The following is a 19134-nucleotide window of genomic DNA, read 5'->3' on the forward strand; positions in this document are numbered from 1 at the left end:
GTTAAAGACCTCACGTTTTAAACCCCTATGTTCAATCGTGTATTTGTCGCTTAACCGCCCTATTTGTCAAACATAGCGTTATCCCTTATGATGAATGGGTTTGAACGGTTATCAATCTGACTCCTTCATGCCCTTACTGCCAGCGGACTACTTATGACCCAGCACTTTATCGTTATTGGCAATCCAATTGCCCACAGTAAATCTCCTGAAATACATACGCTATTTGCGGCGCAAGCAGGCATTGATATTCGCTATCAACGCCAGTATTGTCCCGATGATGCAGCCAGCTTTGCCGCGGTCGTCGAGGCATTTTTTCATGGTGGCGGTGTGGGTGCCAATGTGACGGTTCCCTTTAAACAAGTCGCTTATGCGTGCTGTCAGGCGCGTGGTGGCTTATCAGAGCACGCCAAAGTCGCCGGTGCGGTCAATACACTCCTGCTCAATAAAACACTATTAAACAGTGGCACGCCGATAGCAGAGGCGCTGTACGGCGATAATACCGATGGGCAAGGGTTAATCAATCATATCACCAGCTTAGGCTGGCCGCTGGATGGTGCTCGCGTTGCCATCATTGGCGCTGGTGGTGCCGCGCGCGGGGCAATATTACCTTTGATTCAATCCGGTATCGCAACACTCACAATTGCCAATCGCACAGTGAGCAAAGCCACCGACTTGGTCAGCGAGCTTAGCGCTGCCAGTACGTCTATTAGTCAGCAGCAGATTACTACTTGTACGACTAGCGAGTTGAGCGGACAGTTTGACATTATTATTAATGCGACATCGATTGGTCTATCGGGCGAGACCTTGCCACTGAACGACACGCTAAACACGCAATATGCCTACGACATGATGTATGGTCGTACTCTACCATTTTTAGAGCATTTTTCGGCACGTGGGACGCGGACCTCAGACGGTTACGGCATGCTGATCGGACAAGCTGCCTTAAGCTTTGAGCGCTGGACAGGTCATAGCATCGATGTCGTACAAGCCACTAAAGCTCTCAACGCCAAATAAATCAGACCGTCATTTATATGTTGCTTTGAACCACAAAGGCGTATGAAGCCGAATCAGACAAGTTTGTCATACGCCTTTCATTTATTCTTTCGTTGTTTGACCAAAACGCGCGAGCAGCCAAGCTTCTATTTGTCGTAGCGGCACACGCAAACGGCTTGAGTGTATGGCCAGACCACCGCTAAGCCCCACCACGCAACCAATCGTAGTATCAAGCATACGCACACGAATGATCTCCTCGGCGACGGGCGGCACCAGCGACATGCTGCCATATTCAGCGATAAATATCGTCAACGGCGTGATAAATACCACTGCCAAGCCGTAATGACGATCGACTAATGACTCGATACAGAGCATCATTATCAAAATAGCGATCGCAACGCCCCATATCGATAGACCCCACGACAGCATCCAACTCGCCACTGCCATTCCCACTAATGTACCGAGTAAGCGATGCATTTGTTTGATCCACATCGTGCGTAGCTGCATGCCTTGAATAATGATGAAACAGCTCACAGCCGCCCAGTAGGGATAAGGCATCTTTAGCAAAATCGCGATGGCCAACGCCAAGCTCACAAAGCTGGCCACAATGAGACTGTCGCTAATCATGTCCGATTCATAAAGATAAACGGGCGCAGGCACAGTAGGACGCGTCGCTAATAAAAACAGACTATATAACAGCGCTAGTAACATCGACATACCACCACCTAACATCACTAGCCCTGTCGCTGATAGCACTTGCGCCAACGGCACAGGAATAAATAACGCGATCGCCCCTGCCATCATCACAAACAATCCTGCCGGTGGCGGCTGTCGATAGTAACGACCCAACATGACGATGGCAAAAGCAAGCAATGCAAATACGGGCAGTCTGAGCACAGGTATCTGCTGAGCGATCAGTCCGAGCGCAAAGCTCAACACCATGGCAAATCCCCACGCCATGACCGTCACCAAACGATACGGTAGTGTGCCTGACAACGGCAAGTTGAGGATAATCATTGCCCCCAGCGAAGCCTTAATACCTGAAGACAAAGCATCAAAATAAGCACCGACGAACACGGGGAAGCTAATGGCAATGGCAGCGATAATCGGCATATGCCATGGTCTTTTGCTGCGACTAACTGTTAACAAATGCGGCAGCTCACCCAACACTAACGACTTAATATAGGCAAACCGTTCTGCCAGCCAAGTTATCCAACTTGCCTTACGCTTTGATGCGCTCATAAATCGATTTTCCTCTTGCCTCGATATTGCGCCGATTGATGAAACATTGTCTTTCTTACTTTAATTTGCACGATGTTTGAATGAAAATGACTCGTAATGCTATTATTTAAACGTGAATATTTTACCGACACATAACTTAATTTAATATATAATAGTACGAATTATGAATATTAGTTATAAGTTATATATTTGTCGTTATAGAAGTCTTATACTTGGATAACTATCATAATAGTTAACTTTTATTAAGTAACACTTAGCGACTGTCATTACAGACGATATTTTAATAAGTTCAACTCACCATCTACAATATCATTCATTTGTATCAAAATAAGCAAACATCCGCTCGAATAAACTCTGGTTTTCAATCCTAAGTCTACGACAGCGAATTAACCAAAGAGACCGACTATGTTAACTTACAAAGCACCTTTACGTGATATCAAGTTTTTAATAAATGATGTGTTCGACTATCAAACGCATTATAAAAGCTTAGACAATGGCGAAAACGCTGACCCTGAAACCGTTGATATGATTCTTCAAGGTATGGCAGATTTTGCCGAAAACGTCTTGGCACCTTTATATCAGCCAGCTGATGCAGAAGGCTGTCATTTTGACAATGGCGTAGTCACAACCCCTAAAGGTTTCAAAGACGCTTATGACCAGTTCGTAGAAGGCGGTTGGCAAGGTATTTCTTATCCTGAACAATACGGTGGTATGAACTTACCGACTTCATTGAACCTAATTAAAGCTGAAATGATCGGTACGGCGAACTGGCCATGGGCAATGTATCCTGGTCTATCTACAGGCTGTATCAACACCATCTTACAGTATGGTACAGATGAGCAAAAAGAGACTTATCTACATAAATTGGTCGAAGGCTCTTGGGCAGGCACCATGTGTCTGACTGAGCCACAATGTGGTACTGACTTGGGTCAAGTAAAGTCAAAAGCCATTCCACAAGATGACGGTAGCTACAAGCTGGGCGGCACCAAAATCTTTATCTCAAGTGGTGAGCATGACTTAACAGATAACATCATTCACATTGTGCTAGCACGTCTACCGGACGCACCAGAAGGCACACGTGGTATTTCATTATTTATCGTACCGAAATTTCTGCCAAATGCTGAAGGCGAAATTGGCGAGCGCAATGGCGTTTCTTGTGGTTCTATTGAACACAAAATGGGCATCAACTCATCAGCAACTTGCGTCCTAAACTTTGATAATGCGGTCGGTTACCTCATCGGTGAGCCAAACAAAGGCTTAAAAGCCATGTTTACCTTTATGAACACCGCTCGTATCGGTACTGGCATCCAAGGTTTGGCGCACACTGAGCTGTCTTTCCAAAACGCCCTACCGTATGCGAAAGATCGTCGCTCAATGCGTACGTTGTCAGGTACGAAAGATCCTGAAAAAGTAGCTGATGCGATCATTCATCATGCTGACGTACGCCGTATGCTATTGACCCAAAAAGCCTTTGCTGAAGGCGGTCGCTCGATGATTTATCATTCAGCCCGCTATGCTGATAAAATGGCACAAGGCATCATCAATGGCGATGATGAAGAGTTTGAAAAATGGGATGATAAACTTGGCTTCTATACGCCTATCCTCAAAGGCTTCTTAACTGAGCTTGGTATTGAAGCGGCCAAACACGGTCAGCAAGTTTATGGCGGTCACGGTTATATCAAAGAGTGGGGCATGGAGCTAATCGCTCGTGATGCGCGTATCGCTACTATGTACGAAGGTACAACTGGTATTCAGGCACTTGATTTGCTCGGTCGTAAGGTTATCTTGCAGTCTAAAGGTAAAATCATCCGCGATTACACCTCAAGCATCATGAAATGGTGTGGCGAGTATGCACTTGATAAAGACATGCGTAAATTCGTTTGGGCATTGACCAAGCTTTGTGCTGAGTGGAACACTCTGACTGTACGCTTGATGCTGATGGCACGTAAAGACCGTGAAATCATCTCAGCAGCATCAGACGATTTCTTGATGTACTCAGGCTATGTCATGATGGGTTATCACTGGGCACGTATGGCGGCTGTCGCTTATGACAAGCTTGAAAATGGCGGTACAGAATCACCAGAGTTCTACAAAGCCAAAATCCAAACTGCTGAGTTCTACTTCGATAAGCTATTGCCACGTACCTCAGGTCACGCCGAAGGTATGGTTGCACCAAGCAGCAGCATGACTGCCATGAAAATCGAAAACTTTGCTTTCTTAGATTAAGATTTAAAAATAAATTCATCAATCATTGATAAAAAAAGCGCCTATTATTTAGGCGCTTTTTTATGCTTAACTAAAAGTCAGAGAATACTAGATCTGGAAATAATAGATAGATAACAAACTCAGTGAGGAGATAATGATGTTGTCCATGAATAACAAAAGCACTTTGTTAATCGCACGAGTGATAAAAATGCTGTTGCTAAGTGCCACATTAATAGGTGTTAGCGCGAATAGTGCGTTGGCTAAAAGTAGCGACACCCCTATTCAGTTTGCTAAAGGTGCTATCAGTAGCACGGTAACTGGTCAGCTAAAGCCTAATGAAAACGAGCACTGGTATCGTTTTCACGCCAACAGTTGGCAATATGCCATCATTAATATTGCATCACTTGCTGGTACGCCTGAGACTGCCAATGTCGGTGTGCTGCATATGCCCAATGGCACACAAGATGGCACCAAAGGCGGTATCATTTATCAAGGCTGCTTGCCTGCCACGGGGACTTATCGATTGCGCATTGCTCGTAATCTAATGGCCACCCAAGGTCAAACGGCAGGTTATAGCGTTGAAGTGATTGTCTTACCTAAGTATGCCAGCGAGCCACTGTGCGAGTATTTGTAGATTTACTAAAATACGAGTAACGGTAAAGCACACGGCAAATATTGATTACTAATACTAATCACCAAGCATTTTTTTATGATAGACCGCACTAATCTCTTCAACTTCCACGCATATCTGCAATGCTGAACGTCCCGATTGCGCGGCGCTCAACTGATCTTCTATCGTTGCGACCAATAGCTCTGCCAACTGATTGCGAACGGCAATATCGCGTCCTGTCATCATTTTTAGATGCGCGTAAATAAATCCATTGGCCTGCTCATCATCTTCCACACCCACCAGAAATGTTTGGATGGGTAGGATGCGTGCTTTGATATCAGTTTGTTGTTTGAACTGACCACTGTCCCATAGCACTTTATTGAGCGACTTGAGCAATGATTCTTCATGAGCAATACTGACATTGGGTGTGGCTTGGATGGTTAAATGCGGCATGAGTCTATCCTTAAAGAAGTGTGAATAATGAGTGAGAATTTAGTGTCCATATCAAGTCTGAGTTTAACCATTAGTCATCGGTAATATCAGCAAAACAGGCCTCAAGAGTGGCAGCCAATTGTGTCGGTGGTAATTCGATTTCTAACCCGCGGCGACCACCGCTCACATAAATGGTTGGCTGCTGTTCAGCTGACATATCGATGACGGTCGTCAAGCGCTTCTTTTGTCCAAGGGGACTGACCCCGCCCAGTACGTAACCTGTACTACGTTCGACTTGCTTAGGGTCTGCCATTTGTACTTTTTTGCAGGCTATCAATTTATGAACCGATAAGGCTTTGGCCATTTTTTTGAAGCTCAGCATTTTGTCCACTGGCAAAATAGCCACTGCCAGTGAGCCATTGTCAGTAGATACCACCAAAGTCTTAAACACTTGAGCTACTGGAATGCCCAGTTTTTCGGCAGCCTCCAATCCATAAGAAGCGGCATTACTGTCGTGAGTATATTCGTGCAGCTGATAATCAAGGCCGCGCTGTTTGGCAAGTTTGATAGCAGGAGTCATAGGTATTTAACTTATGGTTATTTAATTGAAATAAGTGAGAGTAAAGATTAGGGCGTGTCCTCAATTCAACCGATAGCGATCTAAAGTTTGATATTTAGTAGTAGTTTACGCCACTATATCATTGCGCTAAAGCCTTTATACCTCAAATAATTAAGCATCTCACACGGTATTTAACGCTCGAAATGGTCACCAAATCGTATTAATATTAGCAGTATATACAGACACAATATATCGCTTTGATGGCTTTTATGGCATCATGAGGGCAATACAATTTACTAATTTTGATATCCATTATGATACCCAGTTTCTTAAAGAATAAGTTCCTAAAAAAACGGATTTTTAAAGCGCCAGTCGCGACCGATAGCCAGTCAGCGACAGGCAGCGATGCAGCAACCGATGACGCTGCAATTGCGACTAAGCCTTACTCGAATGCCCCCATCAATCAGCTATATCGCAAGGTATCGGGTCAACTGCTCGATATCGCTGTTAAGCCGAAGCTGTTGGGTGAGTTGCCAGAGTTTGATACTGACGATCAGACGCTAAGATTTTATGTGCTGCAAGATTATTCGCGCTCCAACAGTATTTTGATCGATTTGCAGACGCAAGAGCACAATCTGCCACCAGCACTGGTTGGGGTAAATGACGTCGCCCATAATGTTAAAGAAAATGCGGCCATCATATTTTTGCACCATCCCCATGCCAAAGACAATCAGCTATCGCCGCGCCTTTCTCGTTTGGTGTCTGCTGTTTTACAGTATCCAGAGCTAAAAGTGCGTTTGGTGCCGGTATCTATATTGTGGGGACGCGCACCTGAGAAAGAAGATTCCCTCTTTAAGCTTTTAACGGCTGATAACTGGGAAGATCCTAGCATTACCAAGCAGTTATTTAATATTGGGGTGATGGGACGCGATACCTTTGTCCAGTTCCATCCACCGCAAGACTTGCGTGCCCTTATTAATGACAATCTTAAAGGACACGTAGAAGGCCCTGCTGTCTTTGATTCTATTGCCACTGATTCAGTCAATTCAACCACTGATGGCACCAATGAGGCGGATACCGTACCAAGTTATGCGTTGGTCGCAGCTGCCGATGGCAATCGTGAGATGGTGCGCATGCTGCAACAACAGCTCAAAATCTACCTAGATAAGCAGCGCGCCAGTATGCTCGGTCCTGACTTATCAGATCGACGCAACTTGGTCGATAAGCTGGTTTATTCACCAGCGATTAAGCATGCGATAGAAGCTGAGGCCGAAGCATCGGGGATCAATGTTCGTGACGCCCGTAGCCTCGCGAAGGGCTATGCCAATGAAATGGTGAATGACTACTCCTACCCGATTATTCGTGTCTTTGATCGATTTTTGACGTGGTTATGGACACAGCTTTATGACGGTGTAGAAGTCCATCATTTTGAGCGAGTGCGCGAGCTGGCAACAGATCACGAAATCATCTACGTGCCTTGTCATCGTAGTCATGTCGACTATCTGCTACTGTCTTACGTTATCTACAAGCGTGGTCTGAGCATCCCTTACGTTGCAGCAGGTGATAACTTAGATGTGCCTGTCTTAGGCCCACTATTACGCGGAGCGGTGGCGTTTTATATTCGTCGTAGCTTCCGTGGTAATGCGCTTTATACCGCTGTGTTGCGCGAATATATGCATACGCTTATTACTCGTAATACGCCTATCGAATACTTCATCGAGGGCGGTCGCTCACGCTCAGGACGTCTGCTACCACCAAAGATGGGCATGCTGGCGATGACTGTACACAGCCAGTTACGCCAAACCAATAAGCCAGTGGTATTCATTCCAACTTACATCGGCTATGAGCGAATTATGGAAGGCGGTACTTATGTGGGCGAACTAAAAGGCAAGCCAAAAGAGTCTGAATCTTTAATCGGCTTACTCAAAGTTGGTCGTAAAATTGAGCGCATTTTTGGCAATGTCCATCTAAGTTTTGGCAAACCGCTTCGCCTTAGCGACTTTATGACAAAATTCGATGTGGCAGCCAATAGCTTACCGACTGATCGCACTGATACCCCACTCGATGCCAAAACCAGCGCCATGGTCGACAACATCGGTGTAAAAATCATGCAGCATATCAATAAAGCTGCGGTGGTCAATCCCGTATCGTTACTGTCATTAGTACTCCTATCCGCTCCCAAAGCGGCACTAGATGAAGATATCTGCCGTGAGCAAATCGCGCTCTATCAAGGTCTTGCTCAGCAGCTGGCTTATTCAGAGGATACAGTCATCACTGATATGAGCCCGCAGCAGATTATCGATTATGGGGTCAAGCTCAAACTGATCGAACGTATTCCACATATTTTAGGCGACATCATTCAGGTCGCAGACAAGCAAGCAGCACTGCTTAGCTACTTCCGCAATAACATTTTGCATGTCTTTATTCTGCTATCATTCCTAGCCGCTTTAGTCGCGCGCAATGGACGTATCGAACGCAGTCGTTTGGATAATATTGCCGAGCAGTTATATCCATTTTTACAAAGTGAGCTGTTTTTATATTATCCAGCACATGGCTTAGCCGAAACGCTCAACAAAAAAGTAGATAATCTGCTCAGTCATGGACTGATCGTCGAGTTGGGTGATGGTGTACTTAGCGTCCCCGAGTCCAATAGCAAATGCTATCAGCAGCTACAAGTGCTTGCGACACCAGTTGAGCAAAGCCTTGAACGTTACTTTATGACGCTTGCCCTCCTTGCTCAACAAGGCTCTGGCAACCTGACTGAAAACGAAGTCGTTGATCTGTGCCACTTGCTCGGTCAGCGCTTGTCTGTGCTGTATGCGGATGACATTCCTGACTTCTTTGACCGCGCCTTATTTACTAGCTTTATTAGCGCCTTGACCCGCCTTGACTATCTACAAAAGGACGATGAAACGGGCATACTGACCTTTGACCACCGTATTCATGACATTGCGCATCATGCCAAATACGTGCTAACGCCTGATATGATGCAAATCTTGCAGCAAGTCGCCAGCTTAGACGAAGAGGAAATTACCCATGCGATTACTGAGATTAGTAATAAAAAGCAGCGTAAATTTGGGCGCAAGCGCTAATCTCTAGCTGGAATTGATTTATAACCAGTTATCTTAAGTAAATGAAGCACAAAAAAAGACCTCTAACGATTAGAGGTCTTTTTTATTGGATTGCAATATACTAAACAGCCGTATTAGTTCGTAATCTTCTTATACTTCATACGCTTAGGAGTGGCAGCATCACCCATGGTCTTTTTACGGTAGGTCTCAAACTCAGAGTAGTTACCATCGAACCAAACAGGGCCTTCTTCTTCGAACGCCAAGATATGGGTGGCGATACGGTCAAGGAACCAGCGATCATGCGACACGACCATGACGGTACCTGGGAATACTTGAATCGCATCCTCTAGCGCACGCAAGGTTTCGATATCCAAATCGTTTGATGGTTCATCGAGGAGTAATACGTTCGCACCCTGCTTTAGCGTCTTCGCCAGTTGCAAGCGGTTACGCTCACCGCCAGATAACTGCCCGACATGCTTCTGCTGATCTGAGCCTTTAAAGTTAAAGCGACCGATATAAGCACGACTTGGCGTGGTATATTCACCAACAGTGATGATGTCGAGGCCGTCAGACACTTCTTCCCAAACGGTTTTGCTATCGTCTAAGTTGTCACGTACCTGACCAACATAAGCGACTTTGACACTTTCACCCAAATCAACGGTTCCAGTATCTGGCGTATCACGTTCGGTAATCATGTTAAATAGCGTGGTTTTACCCGCACCATTTGGACCAATAATACCGACGATAGCACCTGCTGGGACGTTAAAACTTAGGTTTTCATAGAGCAAGCGATCGCCAAATGATTTAGAGATGTCATTAATCTCAATAACCTTGTTGCCCAAACGTGGACCAGGTGGAATATAAATCTCAGCCGTCTCGTTGCGCTGCTGAAACTCTGTTGAGTTCAACTCTTCAAAGCGTTGTACACGAGATTTAGACTTGGCTTGTTGGCCTTTTTGGTTTTTACGAATCCACTCAAGCTCTTTTTTCAGTGCTTTAGCAAAGGATTCTTCTTGCTTATTCTGCTGCTCTAGACGCGTATTCTTTTGCTCTAGCCACTCAGTGTAGTTGCCTTCGTACGGATAGCCATGGCCACGGTCAAGCTCCAAAATCCACTGCGCGACATTATCCAAGAAATAGCGATCATGGGTAATGGCAACGATAGTACCGCTGTAGTTCTGCAAGAACTGCTCTAGCCATGCGACAGATTCGGCGTCCAAATGGTTGGTCGGTTCGTCAAGTAATAGCATATCAGGGCGTGATAATAGCAAACGACATAGCGCCACACGGCGTTTTTCACCACCTGACAGTTTACTAACATCCGCATCCCATGGCGGCAGACGTAAGGCATCAGCGGCTTTTTCTAACTGAGTGCTTAAGTTATGGGCATCCCATGTTTGGATGATGTCTTCCATTTTGCCTTGCTCTTCAGCAAGTTTATCGAAATCTGCATCAGGCTCAGCGTATTCAGCATAGATAGCATCTAAACGAGCGAGCGCATCTAACGCTTCGCGCATGCCGTCTTCGACGTTACCACGTACGTCTTTGCTGTCATCAAGCTGTGGTTCCTGCGGCAAATAGCCGATTTTGGTGCCCGTTTGCGCGCGTGCTTCGCCACTAAATTCTGTATCCACACCTGCCATGATGCGCAGCAAGGTTGATTTACCTGAGCCGTTGATACCGAGTACACCAATTTTGGCACCCGGGAAAAACGATAGGTTGATATTTTTTAGGATTTCACGCTTAGGTGGAACAAGTTTTGACACGTTGTTCATCGTGTAAATATATTGAGCCATTAACACTCCGATAGACTGCATAGAAGAGGCAAGCAAATCATACTTAGCAATGATGCCAAGCGTGCTGCACCTCAAAATCAGGGTTACAAATTATAGGCCATTATCGCATTGTGGCGCATACCCTGCAAGCTAGTAGATGGCTTTAGCACTCTTTGGCATTGATTTCGTATTTTTGCACCTATAAGCGCAAGTTTTTACGCCTATCAGCACAAGATTATTTGCTTGAATGCAGCCTATAATAGTCAGTATAAGCCCTAATTTGAACAATAATCATATCACCCTGATACGCTTCTGTTTTATAAACCCCACAAAAAGTTGCAGCAAATTTTTCGCAAAATTAATGAATAGCCGTTAAGATATTAGATATTCTTAATAAAATATTTCAATAATTGTAGAGTTCTTTTGTCTGTTCTAATATGTATAAACGCTGATAAAACGACGGCAAAAGCAGTTAGGCGAGCAGTCAAATGCACGACTTTACAATGATTGAAAAGCATATGATAAAAGGTATTCTATGACGACCGGCTACCGCCCTGAGATTATCCAACGCGCGTTCGTTGATTTTATTGGGTCGCGCTTGCATCCGTTTTGGTCATTGACCACACCCAAACTTCGCCTTGTGGCACGGCAGGTGCTCAACGAAGAATTGATTGCGCTGCAATTTGAAGTCAATCAGGCATTCAAACGACAGGCATTTTCGGTCAATGATAGCTGGCAAGGTGGTCAATATATTCATTTGACCGTGCCTATCGATGGCATCAATCATCAGCGCAGTTACTCGCTGGTTGGGCTGTTTCCTCAGCCAAAAAATTTATATGATGCTATTTTTACTAAAAATCTTGTAGACAATAGCGTTGCTAATGACGCTGACCATAATACTGAGGATCGCGCTAGCAACACTCTACATGCTACCGTCACTATTGCTATCAAATCGCAAGGGCTGGTTTCGGACTATCTGACCAAACAAGCGCCACTTGGTACGGTATTTAATAGTAGCATTCCGAGCGGTGACTTTACCTTAGCGGATACATCAGAAAAATTAGCCAAGCAAAAAAGTGGACTGCCACACTCTGAGCAGTCGCCCCTCTTGTTTGTCGCTGGTGGTAGCGGTATTACCCCAATGTTAGGGTTGATTACTCAAGCATTGACACAACGACGTCACGTTACTTTGCTATATTATTATCGTTCGACATTGGCAAGAGCGCCTTTTCAAGCGTACTGGCAACGACTAGCTACCACCTATCCCAACTTTGCTTATTATATGGTTAATACCACTGATCCAAGTAGCTATCTAGCAGGCACGCGACACTTAGACGCAGCAACTTTATCACTGCTACCATTATCATTAGCAGAGTCGATGATATTCGCCTGCGGCTCATCCTCATTATTAGCAGGGCTTTACCGCGCCCTTGACACACTAAGCCCGCCAATAGATAAAGAGAGCTTAACCAACAAGCACTCACTACGAGACAACGTAATTATCGAACATTTTGGCACGGCATTGACCGATGCTGATATGAACGTTGGCACAGGTGAGTCAAGCAAAACGGCAGATATAGCAGCACAAACGGTATATTTACGCGGGCGACAGCAGCAATTTAGTAGTCGCACCACGTTGCTTTTAGGGGCTGAGCAAGCAGGCATACGGCTAAGCTATGGTTGTAGACAAGGAATATGCCAGCTGTGTCGCTGCCAAAAAATAAGCGGTGTCGTCAAAAATATCCAAACGGGCAAAGTGAGCAGCAATGGTTATGAATCCATTCAGACCTGTATCAATATACCAATGACAGAAGTTATTTTAGATGTATAAAGCGTGTTGCTTCTATTAAGCGGCTATTTTTAATAGAGATTTTTTATAGATAGACTTAAAGTGTTGGTACCGCCTTATTAACGGTTTTACAGCGTTTAAAATACCTTGTGAACCAAAAATAAAGCCCCGCTCACTCATTAATTATTCTTATCATTATTACTGTTTAATTAAGACCTGCTCTAGGTAAACTAACTAAAATACAGCAACTTGTACCAGATTTCGATAGATTAACGCTTTAGCATATTATATGCTAAAACTCACTTGAATCATTGGACCGACGCTGTCGTCTGACACCCTAAGCAGTCTCGGTTAAGGACTATCTATGCGCTTATTACCCTCTATGTTCACCGCCCAGTCTGCCGTGCCTACATTTTCTGGATTAACGACTGTACCGCCAAAGCAAGGTTTATATCCAACTTTGAGCGGCTCGCAATTGTCAAAAGCGCGTACAGAAGCATTGGCTGCTGAGCTAAACACGCTGTATCAGAGCGTGATGGACTCACTGGGTGCTGATGATGCTCGCTATATTCAGCGCGTTTATACCACCGTCGTCTATAGTGAAGTGCTGGCACGTGGTCTGCTGGCTGTAGCAGGTCGACTGTCATCACGACGACGTATAGTGGCGACTTGGTTATTGGGTACTTCCCTATTAAGTTTTAGCAAAATCTTAAACAATATGGAGCTTGGTCATAATGTCATGCACGGGCAATATGACTGGATGCAGCATCCGCATCTGAATAGTAAGCAGTTTGATTGGGACATCGTTTGTCCTGCCCCACTATGGCAGCATTCGCACAATTATCTACACCATACGTTCACCAATATCGTTGGTCGCGATCATGATGTGGGTTATCATTTGATTCGAGTGACTGATGAGCAGCCTTGGGTACCAGAAGATCGCTACAACCTGCTTAGTACCGCAGGACTGGCACTTGGATTTGAGTGGGCGGTTGCTTTTCATGATATTCAAATCAGCACTGATGAGTATGCGGACTCTCCTGATCTGTATAACATCATGCAGCAGAAATCTCGTGCTTTATTTGCCAAAATCGGTCGGCAAGTGGGCAAAGACTATATTGCCTTGCCAGCCTTAGCAGCAGTAACGTTGGGGCGCCGTAGCGGCATAAGTACATTAAGCGGCAATCTCACTGCCAATATTGCTCGCAATATCTGGACGTGGGCAGTGATATTCTGTGGTCATTTTACCGAACAGGCGCATATCTACACCCATCTCGATGCTAACGAAAGCAAAGGGGACTGGTATGTCCGTCAAATCCTTGGCTCTAGTAATATTCAAGGTAGCAAATGGTTTCATCTTTTAACGGGTAATTTGTCACACCAGATCGAGCACCATATCTTTCCTGATATGCCCGCTCGCCATTACGCTCGTATCGCGCCACAAGTACAGGCAATCTGCCAAAAGTATGGCTTGTCTTATAACACTGGTCGGTTTGGTCGCCAATTCAAACAAGTAATAGGTCGTATCAAGCATTTTAGCAAACCAAGTGCAGAAGAATGGCAGGCACATTTGCAAGCACAATCCAATCTACCAGCGCATGCAAATAATGTTGTCGAACCAAAAGATGAACCGCTCATGCGCGGCTTAAGCAAATATCTACCGCCTGTGGTGCAAAACGCCTTATTTTATGCCAAGTAGATGTTATAAGAATGATTGCAGAGAATGTCATCTGTAGAGCTTATCTAGGCCGTGTACTCATTTAAAAATCATGATAAAAATGAGGATAGAAATGAGTACACGCCCTAGTACTAACGGTAACATTTCGCCTATCTGTATTTACCATAAGCATTCGTAAGTATCTATTATATCTATGAGCAATGACTCATAATAAAGACTAGCAATGACTCACATAAAGAAATAACTAACTATAAAAACAAGTCATTTCGTACAAACATTCATGATGCGAAAACTTATAAAAAATGGAGTGCTATATGAGCGATAATATTGACAAAAAACACTTAGATATTGTCCATGATGAACAAGCCAAACGTTTTGAGACCTCAATCAATGGTCACACTGGCTATATCAGCTATCAAGAACGCGACGGAAAACTCGTCTATGACCATACTATCGTACCGCAAGAATTGGGTGGGCGCGGTGTCGGTTCAGGTCTAGTCAAACATGCGCTAGACTATGCGCGCGAACAGGATAAAAAAGTCGTGCCACAGTGCTCGTTTGTTGCCTCTTACATCAGCAAGCACCCTGAATATCAAGATTTGGTATAGTCGAATACCATCCTTTAGCTCTATTAAAATCCAACAATTGATGCCACACTACCCTCCTATTTGTTTGCTATCTACAATCATATATTTATCGTTAAATATGTGACAAGATATCAAACGTAGGTGGGTTTTTTGCCCTATTTTAATCATAAAACTTATATAGCATTTACTAAAATGGAGAAGTCTACTAATAACCAAAAGCTAGCGAATACTCGACCAGTAAATCCAACATAATAATAAAGGAGACCGCTATGAGTAGTTTATCTGACAAACAAATTGATCTACAGCTAGAAGACTTGGCTGGCTGGCAGCGCGATGGTAACGGCATCATTAAGAGCTATAAATTTAACGACTTTATCGAAGCCATAAGCTTTATGAACCAAGTTGCATTTCACGCCGAAGCACTCGAACATCATCCTGAATGGCACAATACTTATAACGTCGTAGATGTGCGTCTAACGACCCATGATACGGGCGGTATTACCAGTCTTGATATTCGTTTGGCCAAACGTATGGAACATATTATTCAGCCCAAACATTTATAATTATTTAACTCGCCTCTTTTATATATAGAGACGTATTTAACAATTCAAGCAATATCTTTAGTAAAAAATCCCCATAAAAAAAGTCCTCAATCGAGGACTTTTTCTTATTACTGAGTAACGTTTATTTTGTTCAACTTATCATTACATTTTACGACTAACAAACGCGACGATGAACAAGATCACAGCCAATGCTAGTAAAATGTATGCGAAGTTTGCAGACAGTCCAGCGACACCGCCAAACCCTAGGAAACTTGCGATAAGTGCGATTACGGCAAAAATAATAGCCCAGCGAAACATAGATTTCTCCTCAATAATTATCAAAAATCAGATGCTAAGACACATATAACAGACCTTATAAACGACCGTTACTAATATTTGCCTTACCTCATCCAATATCCATTTTAAGTTGTTGTTTTTTTAATACTGTCTATAACTGCTTACAAACATAGATTAGCAATGTTTCGCACCGATAAACGTTCATTTTGGTAATAATATCGGTAGGTTATGTAACCTTTGTAGCAAATCTTAATATGCTGATATTTTTTCTTGGCTTTTCGAGATTTATATGTAGAGATAGTAAAATACCCCTCAATCCCTAGCATTTCCCTCTTATAGTCTGCTATAAACCATCACAGTTCACACTAACGGGTTTCTACTTACGGTTAACATGTCTTAGAATAGAGTCAATGGCATATAAAAAATGATTTTTTATTTCTACCATTCAGTATGAGATCACATATAAAAAACACTTATTAAGGATAATAAATATGGCTACAAATACGGATACTTCAAAGACTATAAATGCAGCAGATGATAACAAGCAGACCAGTAGTGAACAGCGTCCTTACACCATCGTCTTATATGGTGCGACAAGTTTCGTTGGGCAAATTACCGCCCATTATTTAACAAGCTTTTTGTCTGATGCCAAAAATAAAAATGGCGATAGCGTCACGTGGGCGATAGCGGGTCGTGACGAGGACAAGCTTAACGAATTACAGTCCAAGCTTGAGAACAAAGTAGACATCATTATAGCCAATAGTAAGGACGCTGCCAGTCTTGATAAGATGACCAAACAAACACAAGTCATTATCTCAACCGTCGGCCCTTACCTAAAATATGGTGAGCCGTTAATCAAGTCTTGCGCCGAAAATGGTACAGACTATGTCGATCTCACCGGTGAAGCTATCTTTATCAAAGACATGATGGACAAATACCAAGAAACTGCCAAAGAGAGTGGTGCTCGTATCGTCAACTCCTGTGGTTTTGATTCTATCCCGTCAGATTTGGGCGTTTATTTTACCCAGCAGCAGGCAGAAGCTCAGTTCGATAGCACTTGTGATGTGATTCACATGCGCGTAAAAGCGGCGAAAGGGGGTTTATCTGGTGGTACGATTGCGTCAATGGCCACTATCTTTGAAGAAGTGGGACAAGATAAATCACGTCGTAAGCAAGTGGCAAACCCTTATCTGCTTAATGATGATAAAGACGTGCCTAGCGTACGCCAAGCCAATATCAGCAAGCCAGAATATGACAGTGAGCACAAACGCTGGTTGGCTCCTTTTGTGATGGCAAGCATCAATACCCGTATCGTGCATCGCAGTAACCAATTACTCGGCTATGAATATGGACGCGATTTTAAATATGACGAAGCCATGTGGATGACAGATGGCATAAAAGGTAAGCTGTCGAGCTATGCCCTGAGCGCTGGGCTGTTAGGATTTGCCACCGCGATGATGATTAAGCCAAGCCGCGAGTTACTGTCCAAGCACGTCTTACCGAAAGCTGGCTCTGGCCCGTCGAAGTCTGATCAAGATAATGGTTACTACGATATTCGTCTTTTTGGAAAGACTACCAATAAAGACACCATCAATACCAAAGTAACGGGCGACAAAGATCCTGGCTATGGCAGTACATCACGCATGCTGGCACAAGCGGCCTTGTGTTTAGCGCAAGATATTAGCAAAGACGATGTCTGTGGTGGGTTTTGGACGCCAGCATCTGCAATGGGCAATAAACTGCTAACGCGCCTAGAAACGCATGCAGGTCTTAGCTTCGAAATAGTCGAGGGTTAGACTTTTATAGATTCTAGAGTGATAAAGCCTTAGGTTTTACTAACCGTATCTTGGTAACAAGGTACGGTTTTTTAATAGGTGAAATTTCCCATGAATTTTGAGCAGATGTTAATAAATAATAATAACGTACATTTTTGGTGAACAATGTTGCCAGTTTTCGCTTTTTTTATACATTATGCTACACATTCTTAGCCTGATGTCACAGCCATCTATTAGCAACTGACGTAGCATTAAAAAAGTTAAAGTAAAGAAACACTAAGGCAGAAACGTTGAATTAGAAACTATGACGTCATGACGTTATTTATTAAATAGGTGATTATTTCACTAACGACTTTCACTAATGACTCAGTATAAAAATAAGCCATATAAGCAAGTCACCATTCTGACTACAACACATCTATTTATAATTAAAAGGAAGTAACTATGAAATTGAATATATTGACCGCCGCTGTCATCACCTCAGGTCTGGCAATGATTGGCAGTAATGCAAATGCTGGGATGACGACCGATACTCACGGCAACGTAGGCTACGACAGTTACGACGAGTGCGTCACTGCTGTCAAAGATGGCTCAGCCAAATTTTATACCCCTTATACGTATCAAAATCCCAAGCGCCAAGCTGGTGAAACCTCTGTCAAAAAAATGCGCTTATCTGATGTTATGATTCCACAGAATGTCGTTGACAGCAATAACTTGAATACTAGCGACTATGCAGTAGGCGCTTGTGATTTAGGCGTTGGACAATCGAATGGTCGCTACGGGGTATCGGGTGCCTTGGTCGGAAAATACGTTCCCATCGCTGCTGATATGCCAGTCAACGTTTATATGGACAAAAACGGCAATCCTGTCCGTCTAAGTATGCAACAGTGTGACAATCATTTTGGCACCAAATTCCCGACACCGATTATGGCTGAAGTCACTGAAACTGACGCGCCAGAAGCACAACTTGCGATTACTGAAGAGCGCAGTGTAGAGCCAGTCATTATCGAAACCACTCGTGTTATTCGACCCGCTAAGTATCGGGTAAAAGAAGTAATCGTTGCCCCCGTGGATCAAATCAAACGTGTCAACACGGCTAACGGTACTGCCATTGCTGTAGAAGACGCTGGACGTACCGTCGTCGTTGGCGAAGCAGCAGATGCCGAGGTAATCGACAGTACAGAAATTAGCCAGACTTTCCCAGTTATCCGTGTCCCTGATAATGACTTACAGCAGCGCGTTATCGACCCTACGACTGGTAGATATGTCATCGTCGAATAGTTTTTTCTACAGGACAAAGGCTTGACTCTCAGTAGGTCATGCGCTTATTTAGTAACTGACATACCTAAAGATAAGGTGGCAGCGCTCATATTCTCACCTGACAATAAGAATACAATAGTTGCACAAAGTCACCTGCGAGCGCTCGTCTGTTAGATTTTTAATCTATGTACTACTGAAATAATAATGGCTTAGTTGGTATTCTCTTGCTTAGAGTTTTATTAGATGATTTTATAAAGCTTTTCGTTCAAATTGGTCATGATAATCGCTATACGGTTGTCATGATTTTATTTTATCTACA

15 protein-coding genes are annotated in these 19134 nt (G+C 43.8%); 10 read left to right on the forward strand and 5 right to left on the reverse strand.

Annotated elements, in window-relative coordinates; genetic code table 11:
- Positions 1 to 153: 153 nt before the first annotated feature.
- Positions 154 to 1014: a shikimate dehydrogenase gene (aroE, locus tag AAEY72_RS05055; RefSeq protein ID WP_352309688.1), complete on the forward strand. Its 861-nt coding sequence runs from the start codon at positions 154 to 156 to the stop codon at positions 1012 to 1014.
- A gap of 81 nt (positions 1015 to 1095) precedes the next feature.
- Here the strand turns inward: aroE and AAEY72_RS05060 are convergent, their stop codons facing one another.
- Positions 1096 to 2235, reverse strand: coding sequence for an FUSC family protein (locus AAEY72_RS05060; RefSeq protein ID WP_352309689.1), 1140 nt, complete (start codon positions 2233 to 2235; stop codon positions 1096 to 1098).
- Positions 2236 to 2640: 405 nt separating this feature from the next.
- On the opposite strand from AAEY72_RS05060, the gene AAEY72_RS05065 reads away from it, so the two are divergent.
- Positions 2641 to 4461, forward strand: a complete 1821-nt coding sequence (locus AAEY72_RS05065; RefSeq protein ID WP_352309691.1) for an acyl-CoA dehydrogenase C-terminal domain-containing protein — start codon at positions 2641 to 2643, stop codon at positions 4459 to 4461.
- Positions 4462 to 4606: 145 nt separating this feature from the next.
- Positions 4607 to 5074, forward strand: a complete 468-nt coding sequence (locus AAEY72_RS05070) for a hypothetical protein (RefSeq protein WP_352309692.1) — start codon at positions 4607 to 4609, stop codon at positions 5072 to 5074.
- Between the two features lie 54 nt (positions 5075 to 5128).
- Here AAEY72_RS05070 and AAEY72_RS05075 read toward each other — a convergent pair whose 3' ends face one another.
- Both AAEY72_RS05075 and ybaK read right to left on the reverse strand, forming a co-directional pair.
- Complete coding sequence (locus AAEY72_RS05075; RefSeq protein WP_352309693.1) at positions 5129 to 5503, reverse strand: 5-carboxymethyl-2-hydroxymuconate Delta-isomerase; 375 nt, start codon at positions 5501 to 5503, stop codon at positions 5129 to 5131.
- A gap of 70 nt (positions 5504 to 5573) precedes the next feature.
- Positions 5574 to 6062 carry a Cys-tRNA(Pro) deacylase gene (ybaK, locus tag AAEY72_RS05080; RefSeq protein WP_352309694.1) on the reverse strand — a complete coding sequence of 163 codons (489 nt, stop codon included), beginning with the start codon at positions 6060 to 6062 and terminating at the stop codon, positions 5574 to 5576.
- Between the two features lie 293 nt (positions 6063 to 6355).
- Between ybaK and plsB the strand changes: the two genes are divergently transcribed.
- Positions 6356 to 9133 carry a glycerol-3-phosphate 1-O-acyltransferase PlsB gene (gene plsB / locus AAEY72_RS05085; protein ID WP_352309695.1) on the forward strand — a complete coding sequence of 926 codons (2778 nt, stop codon included), beginning with the start codon at positions 6356 to 6358 and terminating at the stop codon, positions 9131 to 9133.
- Between the two features lie 113 nt (positions 9134 to 9246).
- On the opposite strand, the gene ettA is transcribed toward plsB, so the two are convergent.
- Complete coding sequence (gene ettA, locus AAEY72_RS05090) at positions 9247 to 10908, reverse strand: energy-dependent translational throttle protein EttA (RefSeq protein ID WP_010200887.1); 1662 nt, start codon at positions 10906 to 10908, stop codon at positions 9247 to 9249.
- A gap of 514 nt (positions 10909 to 11422) precedes the next feature.
- On the opposite strand from ettA, the gene AAEY72_RS05095 reads away from it, so the two are divergent.
- The 4 genes from AAEY72_RS05095 (at position 11423) to AAEY72_RS05110 (ending at position 15504) form a co-directional block, all read left to right on the forward strand.
- Positions 11423 to 12718, forward strand: coding sequence for a flavin reductase family protein (locus AAEY72_RS05095; RefSeq protein ID WP_352309696.1), 1296 nt, complete (start codon positions 11423 to 11425; stop codon positions 12716 to 12718).
- 322 nt (positions 12719 to 13040) lie between these two features.
- Positions 13041 to 14375 (forward strand): fatty acid desaturase family protein, encoded by a 1335-nt coding sequence (locus AAEY72_RS05100; RefSeq protein WP_352309697.1) that lies wholly within the window; start codon positions 13041 to 13043, stop codon positions 14373 to 14375.
- A 293-nt stretch (positions 14376 to 14668) separates the two neighbouring features.
- Positions 14669 to 14962 carry a GNAT family N-acetyltransferase gene (locus AAEY72_RS05105; RefSeq protein ID WP_352309698.1) on the forward strand — a complete coding sequence of 98 codons (294 nt, stop codon included), beginning with the start codon at positions 14669 to 14671 and terminating at the stop codon, positions 14960 to 14962.
- A 248-nt stretch (positions 14963 to 15210) separates the two neighbouring features.
- Positions 15211 to 15504 (forward strand): 4a-hydroxytetrahydrobiopterin dehydratase, encoded by a 294-nt coding sequence (locus AAEY72_RS05110; RefSeq protein WP_189583409.1) that lies wholly within the window; start codon positions 15211 to 15213, stop codon positions 15502 to 15504.
- Between the two features lie 141 nt (positions 15505 to 15645).
- Here the strand turns inward: AAEY72_RS05110 and AAEY72_RS05115 are convergent, their stop codons facing one another.
- Positions 15646 to 15801, reverse strand: coding sequence for a DUF1328 domain-containing protein (locus AAEY72_RS05115; protein WP_010200882.1), 156 nt, complete (start codon positions 15799 to 15801; stop codon positions 15646 to 15648).
- 470 nt (positions 15802 to 16271) lie between these two features.
- Between AAEY72_RS05115 and AAEY72_RS05120 the strand changes: the two genes are divergently transcribed.
- Positions 16272 to 17576 carry a saccharopine dehydrogenase family protein gene (locus AAEY72_RS05120; protein WP_352309699.1) on the forward strand — a complete coding sequence of 435 codons (1305 nt, stop codon included), beginning with the start codon at positions 16272 to 16274 and terminating at the stop codon, positions 17574 to 17576.
- Between the two features lie 423 nt (positions 17577 to 17999).
- Entirely contained in the window at positions 18000 to 18836 is an 837-nt protein-coding gene (locus AAEY72_RS05125) for a hypothetical protein (protein ID WP_352309700.1), read from the forward strand.
- Positions 18837 to 19134 lie beyond the last annotated feature (298 nt).

This window comes from Psychrobacter sp. W2-37-MNA-CIBAN-0211 (assembly GCF_040309405.1).
GTDB lineage: Bacteria > Pseudomonadota > Gammaproteobacteria > Pseudomonadales > Moraxellaceae > Psychrobacter > Psychrobacter glaciei.